The following is a 14,311-nucleotide window of genomic DNA, read 5'->3' on the forward strand; positions in this document are numbered from 1 at the left end:
CTGGCCCAGCTCCTGCCCGCCCGGCGAGTCCGCACCAAAGACCGCATCGTCAAACGCGCGATCTCCAAATACAACGCCCGCGGACCCGCCATCGACCGGACCACCTACAAAGCCACCATCAGCATCAACATGATCCCGGCCAGCCCTTGACGCCGCTACCCCAGCCATAACTGAACGGCGTTGCCTCTAGCCGCCGCTTCCCGGGCATGGGCCCACTACTCTGTGGTACTGTGTACCGGTACTAAGTAGCACCGAGTACCGGGGAGCGGAAGTGGACCGGCGATGGACGACCTGACGGAGATGCTGAAGGGCACGCTCGAGGGCTGCGTGCTGGAGATCATCGGCAGTGAGGAGACCTACGGGTACGCCATCACGCGTCGGCTGAACGAGCTCGGCTTCGCCGACGTCGTCGAGGGGACGGTCTACACCATCCTGCTGCGGCTGGAGAGGAACGGGCTCGTCCAGGTGACGAAACGACCGTCCGGGGTGGGCCCGCCGCGCAAGTTCTACGCGCTCAACGACGCGGGCCGCAAAGAGCTCGCGACGTTCTGGGCGAAATGGGAGTACATCACTTCACGGATCGACAAGCTCAAGGAGGGCAGGAGATGAAGTTCTGGGAGACCATGACGGGCAGCGATCTCACCAGGGAATGGAAGGCGTTCGAAGCCCGGGCCCAGGCATTGCCCGCCGACCATCGGGCGGCGTGGGAAGAGATCAAAGGTCATCTTTTTGCCTACGGCGACTTCACGGGCCGAAACCTGATGCCGATTCTCGACGGCGCTCTGGGGCTGCTCGAGGAGACGGCGGCCGACGGGCAGAGCATCCACGAGGTGCTGGGTGACGACATCGAGGGCTTCTGCGCGGCGCTGGCCGGCGGAGAAGGGGCCCGCAGCTATCGCGATCGGTGGCGCGAGCAGTTGAACAGGAACGTCGCAAGGAAATTGGGCCGGCTAGGAGGCTGACGTGGGCATCCAGGACATCATCGAGGGCAAGAGGCAGTGGCGGGCGCACATGGCGCGGGTCAAGGCGCTCCCGCCGGACTACCAGATCGTCTACAAGGAGATCCAGAAGTACTTCTTCAAGGTCGGACCGATCGACCTGCTCGACGGGTCCCTGCTCTCCGGGATCCTCGATTTCTTCGAGGAGGGCGTCGCGGCCGGCAAGGGAGTCCTCGAACTCATCGGCGAGGACGTCGCCGCCTTCTGCGACGACCTGATCAAGGACTCGCCCACCTACGCGGAGATCTACCAGGAGTCCATCAGCGGGAAGCCCGGCACGGCTGAGAAGTAACACCTGTCGGCCCAAGGCACCGGCGGGCGGCTTGGCCACCAGCATGCCGTTCGCGCGCCCTAGGCTTGCCCGCGTGGAGATCCACCCCCGGACGCCCGCCGACCTCGACGCCTGTGTGGAGGCCCTCGCCGCCGTCCACGCCGCCGACCGCTACCCCGTGGACTGGCCGGCCGACCCCGCCCGCTGGCTCACCCCGGACGGCGTGATCGGAGCCTGGATCGCGGTCGAGGACGGCGCGGTGCTCGGCCATGTCGCCCTCACCCGCGACATGGAGGTCACCCGCCTGTACGTCGCCCCCGCCGCCCGAGGGCGCGGCCTGGCCGCCCGCCTCCTCGGCACCGTGCGTTCCGCCGCCCGCGGCCCGGTGCGGCTGGAGGTCTCCGCCGAGGGCAGGGCCGCCATCGCCCTCTACGAACGGTCGGGCTGGCGCCGCACCGCCACCACCCGCGCCACCTGGCGCGACACCACCGGCGAACCCGCCGTCCTGCACCATTACGTCAGCCCACCGGCCCAGGAGGACAACGAGAACTCGTTTCTGTAAACGCGCGGCGCCTCTCCCGCGCGCGGTGGTGGGCGACCGGGGCGCCCACCACCGTACGGCCTTGTCTACCTGCCGGCCGCCGCCTCCACGGGCAGCAGCCGCTTGGCGGCGAACTTCAGGCGATCCTCGACGTATTCCGGCGTCAGCCGGCCGTTCAGCCAGGCGACGACGCTGCTGCTCCACAACGACTCCAGCATGTGCAGCACGCGGTGTTCGGCCGGGGTGGTGCGGTGCTCCGGGCCCCAGGCCGCCAGCGCCATGAGGTCGGCCAGGGCGACGAAGTCGTCATCGCTGATCAGGGGCGAGCCGCCGCCGGGCTGCTCGTCCAGCGGCTTCGGGATGTGGTACGCGCTGAGCGCCGCGTGCGCGAACCCGCGGTTGTACTGCATCGCCCGGAACGCGCGGTGCAGGACCTCAGCGGCCCGTCCTTCGGGGGTGCGCCGCCGGGGCGGGCGCTGCAGGATGTCCTCGCGCATGAGGGCCCGCGGCTCAGCGGTCGGCCGGCTGCTACGACGAGGGCGGCCGGGCGTCCAGGTGTCGCCGGATGGCGGCCATGACGGCCTGGGGGGAGGCCGTGCGGGGGAAGGCCGCGACGATGACCTGCTCGCCGTGCTCCTGGGGTTGTTCGAGGTGGCGGAAGGTGGCGATGACGTAGCCGAGGGCGTGGTCGAGCGGCCCGGACGGGTCATAGGTGCCGCCGGCGCGCAACCAGCCGCGCAGCACCTGGTTGTGCGCGGCCACCACGGAGGCCGCCATGAGCTCGGCGCGCAGGCCGGCGTCGGGGGAGTCGTCCAGCCACTCGCCCACGAACTCCCGGAACAACCGCTGGTAGCGCGCCACGCTGGCGATCTCCCTGTCGCGCAGCGCCGGCACCCGCCGGACCAGGCGGTAGCGGCGCAGCGACACCTCGGCGTCGTCGACGTAGTGCGCCAGCACGATGCGCACGGCGTCGGTGATGGCGACGATCGCGGTGTCGGCGGTGGAGGCGCGCAGCCGGGCGTCGATCCTGGCCAGCAGCGCGTCGTGGTCGGGGAAGATCGCGTCTTCCTTGGAGCGGTAGTAGCGGAAGAACGTGCTGCGGCTGACGCCTGCCCGGGCCGCGATGTCGTCGACCGTGGTCTCGTCGTAGCCGTTCTCGTCGAACAGCGTCACGGCGGCTTCGGCGAGGCGCCGGCTGATGGGCGGTTTCGGCACGTGGTCATTCTCCAGGAAACGAGGACTGTTCACAGCGGACGATACTGAGTACCGTATCTCTGAAACTCAGTCCTATTCGGTGGTGACGATGGCAGCGCAGGGCACCGCGGGCAGTCTGGCCCGTCTCAAGGAACGCCTCGACGAAGCCGTTCACGTGGGAGAGGCCCGCGCGGCGGCCAAGCAACACGCCAAGGGCGGGCTTACTGCCCGCGAACGCATCGAACGGCTGCTCGACCCCGGCTCGTTCGTCGAGCTGGACGCCCTGGCCAAGGGCTCGCTCGGCTACGGCGACGGCGTGGTCACCGGCTACGGCACGGTGGACGGCCGCCAGGTGTGCGTGTTCTCGCAGGACTTCACCGTCGCCGGGGGCTCGCTGGGCGAGGTGTACGGGCAGAAGATCTGCAAGGTCATGGACCTCGCCATGCGCAACGGATGCCCGATCATCGGCATCAACGAGGGCGCCGGCGCCCGCATCCAGGAGGGCGTGGTCTCGCTCGGCCTGTACGGCGAGATCTTCCGCCGCAACATCCGCGCCTCCGGGGTGATCCCGCAGATCTCCCTCATCATGGGCGCCTGCGCCGGCGGTCACGTCTACTCGCCGGCGCTCACCGACTTCACGATCATGGTGGACGAAAGGTCCCACATGTTCGTGACGGGCCCCGACGTGATCAGGACGGTCACCGGCGAGGACGTCACGTTCGAGGACCTCGGCGGCGGCCGGGTGCACAACAGCCGCAGCGGCGTGGCCCACTACCTGGCGAGCGACGAGGACGACGCGCTCGACTACACGCGGGCGCTGCTGGCGTACCTGCCGGACAACAACCTCGACGAGCCGGCGCACCCGGAGTTCGAGGCGGACCTGTCGCTCTCGGCCGAGGACCTGGCGCTGGACGCGCTGGTGCCGGACTCGCCGAACCAGCCGTACGACATGCACGAGGTGATCGCCGCGCTGCTGGACGACGGCGACTTCCTCGAGGTGCAGGCGCTGTTCGCGCCGAACATCGTGGTCGGCTTCGGCCGGGTCGAGGGCCGCCCGGTCGGCGTGGTCGCCAACCAGCCGATGCGCCTGGCCGGGACGCTCGACATCGACGCCTCCGAGAAGGCCGCCCGGTTCGTCCGCACCTGCGATGCCTTCAGCATCCCGGTGCTCACGCTGGTGGACGTGCCCGGCTTCCTGCCCGGCACCGACCAGGAGTGGAACGGCATCATCCGGCGCGGCGCCAAACTCCTGTACGCCTACGGCGAGGCCACCGTCCCGCTCGTCACCGTCATCACCCGCAAGGCCTACGGCGGCGCGTACGACGTGATGGGCTCCAAGCACCTGGGCGCGGACGTCAACCTGGCCTGGTCCACCGCGCAGATCGCGGTCATGGGCGCCCAGGGCGCCGTCAACATCCTGCACCGCAGGCGCCTGGCCGCCGCCGACGACCCGGACGCGCTGCGGGCCGAGCTGGTCCGCGAGTACGAGGACACCCTGGCCACGCCGTACCTGGCGGCCGAGCGCGGCTACGTGGACGCGGTGATCCGGCCGAGCGAGACCCGCCGCGAGGTCACCCGGGCGCTGCGCCTGCTGCGCGGCAAGCGCGACGCCCTGCCGCCGAAGAAGCACGGGAACATCCCGCTGTGAACGTGACCAAGGGCGACCCGTCGCCGGAGGAGCTCGCCGCCCTCGTCATCGCCTTTCTCACGGTACGGGCGCAACCCGCGCCGCGGCCCGGCCGCGTCCGGCGGACGTTGCGCCGTCCGCTGGTCAGAGGCCCCCGCGGCTGGCGGGAGTCGAGATGGAATCTTGGAGGACACCTGTGAGCCTGCGCAAGGTGCTGGTCGCCAACCGCGGTGAGATCGCCGTCCGCGTCATCCGGGCCTGCCGGGACGCCGGCGTCGGCTGCGTGGCCGTCTACGCCGACCCCGACCGCGACGCCCTGCACGCACGCCTGGCGGACGAGGCGTACGCGCTGGGCGGGGCGACGCCGGGGGAGACGTACCTGGCGATCGAGAAGATCATCGAGGTGGCGGAGCGGTCCGGCGCCGACGCGGTGCACCCCGGCTACGGGTTCCTGGCCGAGAACGCCGCCTTCGCCCAGGCCGTCATCGACACCGGGCTCGTCTGGATCGGGCCGCCGCCTTCGGCGATCACCGCGCTCGGGGACAAGGTCCAGGCCCGGCACATCGCCCAGAAGGTGGGCGCCCCCCTGGTCGCCGGCACCCCGGACCCCGTGTCAGGGGTGGGGGAGGTGGTGGCGTTCGCGGAGGAGCACGGGCTGCCGATCGCGATCAAGGCGGCCTACGGCGGCGGCGGGCGCGGGCTGAAGGTGGCCCGCACCCTGGAGGAGATCCCCGACCTGTACGAGAGCGCCGTACGCGAGGCCGTGGCCGCCTTCGGGCGGGGCGAGTGCTTCGTGGAGCGTTACCTCGACCGGCCGCGCCACGTGGAGACCCAGTGCCTGGCCGACGCGTACGGCGACGTGGTCGTGGTGTCCACCCGCGACTGCTCGCTCCAGCGCCGCCACCAGAAGCTCGTCGAGGAGGCGCCGGCGCCGTTCCTCACGCCCGAGCAGGAGGCGCTGCTGCGCGACAGCTCCAAGGCCATCCTGCGGGAGGCCGGGTACGTCGGGGCGGGGACGTGCGAGTTCCTGGTCGGGCAGGACGGCACGATCTCGTTCCTGGAGGTCAACACGCGCCTGCAGGTCGAGCACCCGGTCAGCGAGGAGGTCACGGGCATCGACCTGGTGCGGGAGATGTTCCGCGTCGCGGCGGGGGAGCGGCTCGGCTACGACGACCCGCCGTCTCGCGGGCACTCCATCGAGTTCCGGATCAACGCCGAGGACCCCGGCCGGGGCTTCCTGCCCGCTCCCGGCACCATCACCGGGTGGCGCGCGCCCTCGGGGCCCGGGGTCCGCCTCGACAGCGGTTACGAACAGGGCGAGACCGTTCCGGGAGCCTTCGACTCGCTGGTCGCCAAGCTGATCGTCACCGGCGCCACCCGCGCGCAGGCGCTGCAACGTGCCCGGCGGGCGCTGGCCGAGTTCGAGATCGACGGCATGCCGACCGCGCTGCCGTTCCACCGGGCCGTCGTGACCGACCCGGCCTTCACCGCCGAGCCGTTCACCGTGCACACGCGCTGGATCGAGACCGAGTTCGACAACCGGATCACGCCGTACGCGGGGCCGGTCGCGGCCGAGGAGCAGGGCCCGCGGGAGCGGGTCACGGTGGAGGTGGCGGGCAAGCGCCTGGAGGTCGTCCTGCCCGCCGGGCTCGCCGGGGGCGCGCCCGCCGCCGGCGCGCGGAGGCCCGTTGCGCGCAGCGCGCCGCGGCGGGCCGGGGCGGCTCCCGCGGCGGGAGGCGACGCCCTGGTCAGTCCCATGCAGGGCACGATCGTCAAGGTCGTGGCCGCGGACGGCGACCACGTGAAGACCGGCGACACCGTCGTCGTGCTGGAGGCGATGAAGATGGAGCAGCCGCTCACCGCCCACAAGGACGGCACCGTGGTCGGCATGTCCGCCGAGACGGGCGCCACGGTGGCGGCCGGCGCGGTGATCTGCGAGATCAAGGATTCGGCCTGACCGCCGACACCGGAAGGGCTCCGGACGTGGTGTCACCACATCCGGAGCCTGGATGAGCGGTTACGGCTCTACGGGAGCCGTCAGGACTTGCCGGCCGCCAGGGCGGCGCGGGCCGCCTCCACCTTCAGGGCGTCCCGCTCCGGGTTCGCCAGCAGGGCGAAGAGCGCGCCGCCGATGAGCACGATGACGCCCGCCAGCATGAACACGCTGGTGTAGCCGTCGGCGGCCGGAGCGCCCGACGCCTCGGCGGTGTCCAGGACCACGCCCGCGATGACCGGCCCCGACACCCCCAGCAGGCCGCTGATCGCCAGACCGATCGACAGGACGCTCGTGCGCTGCGCCGGCGGCGCGATCTGCGCCAGCGCCGGGTTGGCGACCGCGTACGTGCTGGTGGCCAAGCCGTAGCCGAGCATCAGCAGCGCCATGGGGACGGCCACCCCGGAGGCGAGAGGCAGGGTCATCAGGCAGAGGCCGCCCGCGGCCGCCAGCCCGCCGCCGATGAGGGTGCGGACGACGCGCGCCGGCGCGCCGTTCTTGAGCGCCTTGTCACCCAACGCGCCGTAGGCGAACAGGAAGATGACCGAGGTGATGCTCGGCACCCCGAACAACGACCCGGCCGTCACGGCCGAGAAGCCGAGCCCGGCCTCGAAGTACGACGGAAGCCAGGTCATGACGATCGACACGAGCATGCCGACGGAGGCGAAGATCGCCAGGTAGCCGACGAAGGTGCCCGTCAGCAGGATCGAACGCAGGGGAGCCCGCTTGCCGGCCGTCGGGTCCTCGGGGACCTCGGGGCTCTTGGCGGCCGGGGTCACCTGGTCGGAGTACGGGCCGGTTCTGCCGATGAAGGCCCAGCCGAGGCACCAGATGAAGCCCATGATCGCCACGCTGAGGAAGCCGGACTGCCAGCCGAACGCGGCGATGACCAGGACGATGACCGGGGCGAAGATCAGCTTGCCGAACGACGCCCCCGTGGTGAGCAGTGCGGCGGGCAGTCCGCGGCGCTCGTTCGGCCACCACGAGTACGCCATCGAGTGCATCACCGAGTTGGCGGGAGCGTCCGCCGCGCCGAGCATGAGCCGGGTCACCATGAGCAGACCGGCCGAGGCGGCGAAGAAGATGGGCAGCTGCAGCAGCGACCACACCAGGACGAGCGTGAAGAGCGTGCCCTTGAGCGGCAGCCGGTCGGCCACGGCCGCGAAGAGCAGCGCCACGAGCGGGCCGAGCAGGCTGGCGGCGGTGCTGATGGTGCCGAACTGGGCGGCCGTCAGCCCGAGGTCGGCCATCACGTCCTGGGCGACCAGCCCCAGGATGGCCTTGTCCAGATAGGCGACGAGGGTGGAGGCGAGCAGCATGAGCGTGATGGCCCAGGCCATGACCTTGGACGGCGCCGGAGGTCCGGCCGCCCCCTCGGTGCTCGATGTTGCCGGTTCGCTCTGCGGTGGGACACGCTCGCTGACCATGGTGGGGGGCTCCTTGAACATCCGTGGCCGACTGCGCGCCCGGCGGTGGCCGGACGGCATGAGTGACGTCGGGGTAGGGCTGATCGGCTCCGCGGCGGCGGCCCGGAGCATGGCGAGGAGAACGGGGGCACGCCGGCCCGGCCGCGCGTGCCTTCCGTGCGGCTGATCCGGGCATGGCGGGTGGAGGGCGCGGCGAAGCGGCGCCCTGCGTGACGGTGATCAGAGGGGGGCCGGGACGCGTCCCCGGGGCCGTGGCGGGCGTGAGGGCGGAGCCGACGTGTTCGACTGGCCGTGGCCCGCCGCCCGATCAGGTCGGGCCGTGAATCAGGAGCCCTTCGCCGGAGGCTCCATGGGGTGATGCGGGTGCGCCGCGCGGGGGGTGACGGGGCATGCGCTTCCTCCAGACCTGCCGGCGTGCGGCGGCCGCCCCGGAGGGCCGCGGCCGGTGTCGGACGTCGGCTGGATGCCGGGGTTGAGCTGGGGATTTATTTGGACGCAATGAGTCTGTAAATAGAAGCTAAGTCGGTGCTCCGACCGGTGTCAAGGGTGCGGCGGGCCCGTGCTCGCCGGTTTACAGACCGTCTTTTGGCTGGTTGGAGTGGGGCAGTATTCCCGGCCTCGCGGGCGGGGAGTGCGCCTCCGTCCCGGCCCCTTCGCCTCATGGGTATTCCCCCGCGGCGAGTTCTCGGTGAACATCGGAGAGGAGGGGGAGGACCAGCCTGTTCCGGACCACCATGGCCGACACGGTCGGACACGACCGAGTCATAATGATCAGGGCTGCACGTCGCCCCGGCCGATCACCTTCCACAGAACGGAGTGCGGTGGCGTCGCCCTTATCCCCCAGACGATCGAACATCGCCATCGGCGCACTGGCCTTCTGCGGCATGGTCGTCGCCGTGATGTTCACCCTGATGGTGCCGATCATCCCCGAGCTGCCCCGGTTGTTGTCCGCTCCGGCCGAGGACGCGTCCTGGGCCATCACCGCCACGCTGCTGTCCTCAGCGGTGTTCACGCCGGTCAGCGGGCGGCTCGGCGACATGTACGGCAAGCGCCGCATGATCCTGATCAGTCTGTCGCTGATGGTCGCCGGGTCGGCGATCTGCGTCGTCTCCAGCTCGCTGCCGCTCGTGGTGCTGGGCCGGGCGCTGCAGGGCTGCGCCGTCGGCGTCATCCCGCTGGGCATCAGCATCATGCGCGACCTGCTGCCGGCCGAACGGCTCGGCTCGGCCATGGCGCTGATGAGCGCCACCATGGGCGCCGGCGGCGCGGCCGGCCTCCCGCTGGGCGCCCTGGTCGCTCAGTACGCCGACTGGCACATGCTCTTCCTGGTGTCGGCCGGCATGGGCGTGGTCGGCCTGGCCCTGACCCTCACCGTCGTGCCGGACTCGCGGGTGCGGGCCGGGGGACGGTTCGACATCCTCGGCGCGGCCGGGTTGTCGGCCGGCCTGGTGTGCTTCCTGCTGCCCATCAGCAAGGGCAGCGGCTGGGGCTGGACGAGCCCGCTCACCCTCGGCCTGTTCGCCGCCTCGGCGGTGATCCTCCTCGTCTGGGGCTTCGTCCAGCTGAGGATCGCCGATCCGCTCGTCGACCTGCGGACGACCGCCCGATCCCAGGTGCTGATCACGAACCTGACGTCCATCGCGTTCGGGTTCTCCATGTTCGGGATGAGCCTGGTGTTCCCGCTGGTGCTGCAGGCCCCGGCGGACACCGGCTACGGGCTGGGGCTGTCCCTGTTCGAGGCGGGGCTCTGCATGGCCGTGGGCGGCGCGCTGATGATCGTCCTTTCGCCCGTGTCGGCCCGCATCACCGGCGCCTACGGGCCCAAGGTGACCCTCATGATCGGCGCTCTGCTCATGCTCGCCGGCTACGGCAGCGCGCTGTTCCTGATGGACGAGATCTGGCACGTCGTCCTGGCCGCGACGATCGTCTCCTCCGGAGCCGGTCTCGGCTACGCCGCCATGCCCGCCTCCATCATGGGCGCGGTGCCCACCTCGGAGACTGCCGCGGCCAACGGCATCAACGCCCTCATGCGCGCCATCGGCACGTCCACGGCCAGCGCGGTGATCAGTGCCGTCCTCGCCGCCGCGACCGTCCAGCGGGGCGCCTCCGCGCTGCCGTCCCAGAACGGGCTCCAGCTGGCGCTGATCATCACGGCCGCCTCGGCGACGGCCGCCATGATCATCGCCGCTGTCCTGCCGGGTCGTCGTCGCCCGAAGCCCGCCCGCCTCCGTCCCGGCGACCGGACCGAGGCCGTTCGCGATCTGTCGCGGTGACGGGCGAGGAGAAGAGGAACGTCTCCCGCCCGTCCTGACGGCGTCGACGCGGCGCGCTCGTCCTTTCGGACCGTGGTCTTCGCCCGGGTGGTCACACGAGGCGGCCGCTCCACGACGCCGCCGCCATCTTGTAGATCGCCGCCGTTTCGCCGTCGAAGTACGGCGAGAGGCTGGTGTCATAGCGCTGGTCGCCATCGGTGTCGGCGACGCTGATGGTGATGCCGCTCAGGTAACCCATACCGTCCTGGTAGCGCAGAATCCACGACGATCCGAGGGCGCCTTCGCCGGTGAACGGAGAGCCGACGGCGACGAGCTCTTCGGCCGCCAGGCTCGGGACCGCCACGGGGGCCGTCTTGCCACGGGACGACTCGAGGACATCACCGGTGTACGGCCGCTTGCCGTCGGGGTGGGCGCCGGCCGGGTAACCGAAGACGTCGACCGAGCCGCCGAGCGACTGGCTCCAGGCCAAGCCCAAGGCGTTGACCTGGTCACCGAGCCTCCCGGCATCGCTCAGCCCGCCCTCGGGGGTGGCGACGACGCCGTTGTAGACGGTGGCGAAGGCGTAGTCCCGATCGAAGTCCCGGTAGACGCCGAAGTCGTAGTGGGTGAAGGCCCGGTGCCCGACGTAGAGCCCGGAGGGCATCGTGCCGTCGGAGTAGCCGGGGACGAACACCCACCTGTCCAGCGTGGTGCTTCTCGCGAGGTCGTGCACGCAGTGTCCCGCGGTGGCGACCAGGTTGCGGTACTGCGACTGGACGGCGGTGCCCGTGCACCAGTGTGGCTGCCCGTCGGCGGTGACGAAGAACACCTTGCCGGCGGCGGTCGGCGTCTTGCCGCCCGCGCCCGGCAGTGGCGCGATGGAGCCCGGCTTGGTGTCGTCCGGCGTGCCGGAGGTGGGGTGGACCTCACCGATGATCGAGGTCTGGACGTCGTACGGAGTGGCGTTCCGCAGGTTGACGCCGCCGTCCGCGAGCCAATAAGCGGCGACCTCCTGAGCGGCGGCCGTGGTGGCGGCCAGCGGGTCCGTCGCCACGGCGGCGGCCGAGGCCGGAGCGGCCAGGAAACCGGAGGCCAGCACGCCGATGGCGAGCACGCTTAACATGCGCTTCATTTCGTTCTCCCCGTGTCTTCCCGCGAGTTCGGGCAGGCGATGGCACCTTCGGGGCCAACGCCGAAACAGTGATCATGCTATTCCGCGATCTTGCTTCGGTCCACTGTTTTTAGAACGTACGATCGAATCATCCGGATCGCGGTGCTGTGGGCACCCGACCGAGTTCACCATGGACGCCGTGGCCCGCCGGGCGCGCGTGGGCAAGGCCGCCACGTACAACCGCTGGGAGAGCAAGGACCAACTGATCGCCGACGCCCTGACCGGCTGGCTGGCTGGCGAAGAGCCTGCCGCCCAGCCGTACGGGTCCTCTGCGGAAGAACCTGCTCGACATGGCCACCGACATCCTCGACAGCTACCTGGAGCCCCGGGGACTGGTCTACCTCAGGGCCCAGGTCGAGGCCAGGGTCTATCCGGAGCTGTTCGGGCAGGCGCTGGAGGAGTTCCAGCGCGAGCGCATCAGGCGGGGCCGCGCCATCGTGCTCGCCGCCATCGAGCGGGGCGAGCTCCCGGGCGGCACGTCCCCCGCACTCGTCCTGGACGCACTCGCCGGCATCCTCACCAACCACTTCCTCTCGACGCCGACCAGCCGGATCCCCACCCTCCTGGAACACAAGACCAAGTTCGTCGAGGAGACGGTGGACTTCGTTGTTCGCCGTCGGCTACCGAGCCGCCGGCCCAACTCCCTGACACCGACCTCCTCACGGGCGCGCCGGCGAACGGTCGACGCATCCGCACCTCGTCGTCCCGGCGCGACTGGCAGCGCCGGGCCGAGGTCAGCCGTGGGCGGGATGCGGCGGCGTCCCGCAGCGGAGGACACCGCCACTGCGCCGGCCTGCTAGGAGGCGGCGGGGTGGTGGTCGGTGAGGCGGTCGAGGGCGGCGGCGCTGGCCTCGTCGGCGGGGAGGTAGACGACCAGCCGCTGCTCGTCGGGGTCGGGCAGCTCCAGACTCTCGTACGCCAGCCGCAGCTTGCCGACCTCCGGATGCGCCCACCGCTCGACGCCGGTGCGCGCGGGCAGTGCGGCCGAGCCCTCGAACCGGTCGCGGAAGCGGTCGCCGGCGATGATCATCAGCTCCTCGCCGAGCCGCGCCGCGTGCGGGTCGCCGAGCGCAGCCGCGGCCCGCAGCGCGGCGGCCCGCTCGCCGGCGACCGCGTCCCAGTCCGGGTGGGCGTCGTGCGCCCGCGGGTCGGTGAACGCGTACCGGACCAGGTTGGGCGGCTCGGCCTCCAGCAGCCCGGTCGGCCCGGCGAGCCGCCCGAACCCGGCCGTCCACGCGAGCAGGTCGCCGGGCTGATTGACGACCAGCGCCGGCGCGGGCTCGAGCCGGTCCAGCAGCGCCTGCACGGTCGGGCGCACGGTCCGGGCCCGTGCCATGACGGCTCCTTCGCACACGCCGCCGCCGGTCGCCTTCGCCAGCCGGTGCAGGTGGATCCGCTCGTCACGGGACAGACCCAGCGTCTCCGCGAGCGCGGCGAGCACCTGGGGGGACGGGCTGCGGTCGCGCCCCTGCTCCAGCCGGGTGAGGTAATCCACGCTGACACCGGCGAGCGTGGCCAGCTCGGCCCGGCGCAGCCCGGGTGTGCGGCGCCGGTTCCCGGCCGGGAGCCCGACCGAAGCCGGCGGGACCGCCTCCCTGCGCGCGCGTAAGAACGCGCCGAGCTCTGTCTTCGCCATCACCCGCGATGGTACTCAGCGGAAGCCTGGCCCTGCCAGGGCTGGGGAAACCGCAGCCTGGCCCGGACGCCCCCAGTGCCGGGACGCTAACGTCAGCCTGATCATTTTGGCCAGCACCCGCCTCGGGCGCCGTGTGGAGGACGTGGCCCGGTGGGTCGCCGAGACCGCCGGCCGGCACCCTGCCGTCAAGGCCGTCAAGACGGGGAAGGCCGGCCTCGAATTCGTCGACCCTCAAGTACGACAGCACCATTCCCGCCGCGCCGGCCGGGATCGTCGGCCACGGGGTCTACGGCGGCGCCCGCGCCGCCGAACAACGAGATCAAAGTCGCCGACGTACATGGCCAAGTCGCGATCAACCCGTACGCCGACTTCGTCTGCACCTGAGGGATTCCCACGCGGGCGCCGGCCCCCGGCCCGCGCCGACTGGATCCACGGGTCCACCACACCGAGTCCATGACCAAACCAGCCGCGTCCCCGACGCACCCGCCATCCCCCATGAGAAAGGACCCAGGATGAAAGTAGAGGTATACACCGATATCGCGTGCCCGTGGTGCCGCCTCGGCACGCATCAGTTCCACCGCGCGGTGGCGGCGGCCGGTGCGGAACCGGACGTCGAACTCATCCACCGCCCGTACCAGCTCTTCCCGGCGCGCCCGAGGAGCCCCGGCCGCGGAGGGACATGGCGGCCGAGATGTTCGGCCCGGAACAAGCGGAGCCGATGCTCGCGGAGGTGACACGGGTGGGGGCCGGCGAAGGGATCGAGTTCCGATTCGACCGTGCGCCGGCGGTCAACACCTTCACCGCGCACCGGCTGCTGTGGCTCGCCCTGCGCGAGTACGGCGCCGAGGCGCAGGCCGCGCTGGCCACCGCCCTCTTCGACGCGTACTTCCGCGACGGCGTGAACATCGCCGACCACACCCGACTCACCGAACCGGCCGAGCGGGCCGGCTTGGACGGCGACCGGGCGCGGCACCTTCTCGGCTCCGAGGAGGGCAGCACCGAAGTGCGTGAGCAAGTGGCCGCAGCACGCCGGGAGGGCGTCACCACCGTGCCGCGATTCGTCTTCGACAACGGCGAGCTGGTCGTCGGCGTGACCAGCACCGACACCCTCCGCACCACGCATCAAAAAGCCGCCGGCCGGTAAGCCGCCGTTCCGCTGGGCAGCTGATGGGTCGCGAACGGGCCTCCTACAAGAGGCGAT

General features: G+C 71.3%; 14 protein-coding genes and 2 pseudogenes. 11 read left to right on the forward strand and 5 right to left on the reverse strand.

Annotation, left to right across the window (positions count from 1 at the left end):
- The first annotated feature begins 282 nt into the window (after positions 1 to 282).
- The 4 genes from C1J01_RS15790 (at position 283) to C1J01_RS15805 (ending at position 1,831) form a co-directional block, all read left to right on the forward strand.
- Positions 283 to 609, forward strand: coding sequence for a PadR family transcriptional regulator (locus tag C1J01_RS15790; protein ID WP_111179724.1), 327 nt, complete (start codon positions 283 to 285; stop codon positions 607 to 609).
- The gene (locus C1J01_RS15795) at positions 606 to 962 is read left to right on the forward strand and encodes a DUF1048 domain-containing protein (protein ID WP_111179725.1); all 357 of its coding nucleotides are present in this window, start codon (positions 606 to 608) and stop codon (positions 960 to 962) included. Before C1J01_RS15790 ends, C1J01_RS15795 begins: the two co-directional genes overlap by 4 nt.
- 1 nt (position 963) lies before the next feature.
- Complete coding sequence (locus C1J01_RS15800; protein WP_111179726.1) at positions 964 to 1,290, forward strand: DUF1048 domain-containing protein; 327 nt, start codon at positions 964 to 966, stop codon at positions 1,288 to 1,290.
- A gap of 73 nt (positions 1,291 to 1,363) precedes the next feature.
- On the forward strand, positions 1,364 to 1,831 hold the full coding sequence (locus C1J01_RS15805; protein ID WP_220039933.1) for a GNAT family N-acetyltransferase: 468 nt from the start codon (positions 1,364 to 1,366) through the stop codon (positions 1,829 to 1,831).
- 65 nt (positions 1,832 to 1,896) lie between these two features.
- Here the strand turns inward: C1J01_RS15805 and C1J01_RS15810 are convergent, their stop codons facing one another.
- Both C1J01_RS15810 and C1J01_RS15815 read right to left on the reverse strand, forming a co-directional pair.
- The gene (locus tag C1J01_RS15810; RefSeq protein ID WP_111179727.1) at positions 1,897 to 2,307 is read right to left on the reverse strand and encodes a hypothetical protein; all 411 of its coding nucleotides are present in this window, start codon (positions 2,305 to 2,307) and stop codon (positions 1,897 to 1,899) included.
- Positions 2,308 to 2,338: 31 nt separating this feature from the next.
- Positions 2,339 to 3,025: a TetR family transcriptional regulator gene (locus C1J01_RS15815; RefSeq protein ID WP_111179728.1), complete on the reverse strand. Its 687-nt coding sequence runs from the start codon at positions 3,023 to 3,025 to the stop codon at positions 2,339 to 2,341.
- Between the two features lie 88 nt (positions 3,026 to 3,113).
- Between C1J01_RS15815 and C1J01_RS15820 the strand changes: the two genes are divergently transcribed.
- From C1J01_RS15820 to C1J01_RS15830, 3 genes are read left to right on the forward strand one after another with little or no spacing between them, the layout of a single operon-like run.
- On the forward strand, positions 3,114 to 4,652 hold the full coding sequence (locus tag C1J01_RS15820; RefSeq protein WP_111179756.1) for an acyl-CoA carboxylase subunit beta: 1,539 nt from the start codon (positions 3,114 to 3,116) through the stop codon (positions 4,650 to 4,652).
- The gene (locus tag C1J01_RS15825) at positions 4,649 to 4,831 is read left to right on the forward strand and encodes an acyl-CoA carboxylase subunit epsilon (RefSeq protein WP_111179729.1); all 183 of its coding nucleotides are present in this window, start codon (positions 4,649 to 4,651) and stop codon (positions 4,829 to 4,831) included. The genes C1J01_RS15820 and C1J01_RS15825 overlap by 4 nt, the downstream gene beginning before the upstream one ends.
- Positions 4,832 to 4,833: 2 nt before the next feature.
- A complete protein-coding gene (locus C1J01_RS15830; RefSeq protein WP_111179757.1) occupies positions 4,834 to 6,588 on the forward strand; it encodes an acetyl/propionyl/methylcrotonyl-CoA carboxylase subunit alpha in 1,755 nt (584 codons plus the stop codon).
- A gap of 80 nt (positions 6,589 to 6,668) precedes the next feature.
- Here the strand turns inward: C1J01_RS15830 and C1J01_RS15835 are convergent, their stop codons facing one another.
- Positions 6,669 to 8,051 (reverse strand): MFS transporter, encoded by a 1,383-nt coding sequence (locus C1J01_RS15835; RefSeq protein WP_111179730.1) that lies wholly within the window; start codon positions 8,049 to 8,051, stop codon positions 6,669 to 6,671.
- 821 nt (positions 8,052 to 8,872) lie between these two features.
- Between C1J01_RS15835 and C1J01_RS15840 the strand changes: the two genes are divergently transcribed.
- Complete coding sequence (locus C1J01_RS15840) at positions 8,873 to 10,324, forward strand: MFS transporter (protein WP_235854460.1); 1,452 nt, start codon at positions 8,873 to 8,875, stop codon at positions 10,322 to 10,324.
- A 91-nt stretch (positions 10,325 to 10,415) separates the two neighbouring features.
- Here the strand turns inward: C1J01_RS15840 and C1J01_RS15845 are convergent, their stop codons facing one another.
- Entirely contained in the window at positions 10,416 to 11,435 is a 1,020-nt protein-coding gene (locus C1J01_RS15845; RefSeq protein ID WP_111179732.1) for a trypsin-like serine peptidase, read from the reverse strand.
- A 169-nt stretch (positions 11,436 to 11,604) separates the two neighbouring features.
- On the opposite strand from C1J01_RS15845, the pseudogene C1J01_RS53740 reads away from it, so the two are divergent.
- Positions 11,605 to 11,673 (forward strand): annotated as a pseudogene (locus tag C1J01_RS53740) (TetR/AcrR family transcriptional regulator); the annotation flags it as partial.
- Positions 11,674 to 11,743: 70 nt separating this feature from the next.
- Positions 11,744 to 12,274, forward strand: coding sequence for a TetR-like C-terminal domain-containing protein (locus C1J01_RS15855; protein ID WP_268958689.1), 531 nt, complete (start codon positions 11,744 to 11,746; stop codon positions 12,272 to 12,274).
- On the opposite strand, the gene C1J01_RS15860 is transcribed toward C1J01_RS15855, so the two are convergent.
- Positions 12,271 to 13,110 (reverse strand): helix-turn-helix transcriptional regulator, encoded by an 840-nt coding sequence (locus C1J01_RS15860; RefSeq protein ID WP_111179734.1) that lies wholly within the window; start codon positions 13,108 to 13,110, stop codon positions 12,271 to 12,273. The genes C1J01_RS15855 and C1J01_RS15860 overlap by 4 nt on opposite strands.
- A gap of 512 nt (positions 13,111 to 13,622) precedes the next feature.
- Here C1J01_RS15860 and C1J01_RS15870 point away from each other — a divergent pair.
- Positions 13,623 to 14,254 (forward strand): annotated as a pseudogene (locus tag C1J01_RS15870) (DsbA family oxidoreductase).
- Positions 14,255 to 14,311 lie beyond the last annotated feature (57 nt).

This window comes from Nonomuraea aridisoli, from assembly GCF_003236395.1.
GTDB lineage: Bacteria > Actinomycetota > Actinomycetes > Streptosporangiales > Streptosporangiaceae > Nonomuraea > Nonomuraea aridisoli.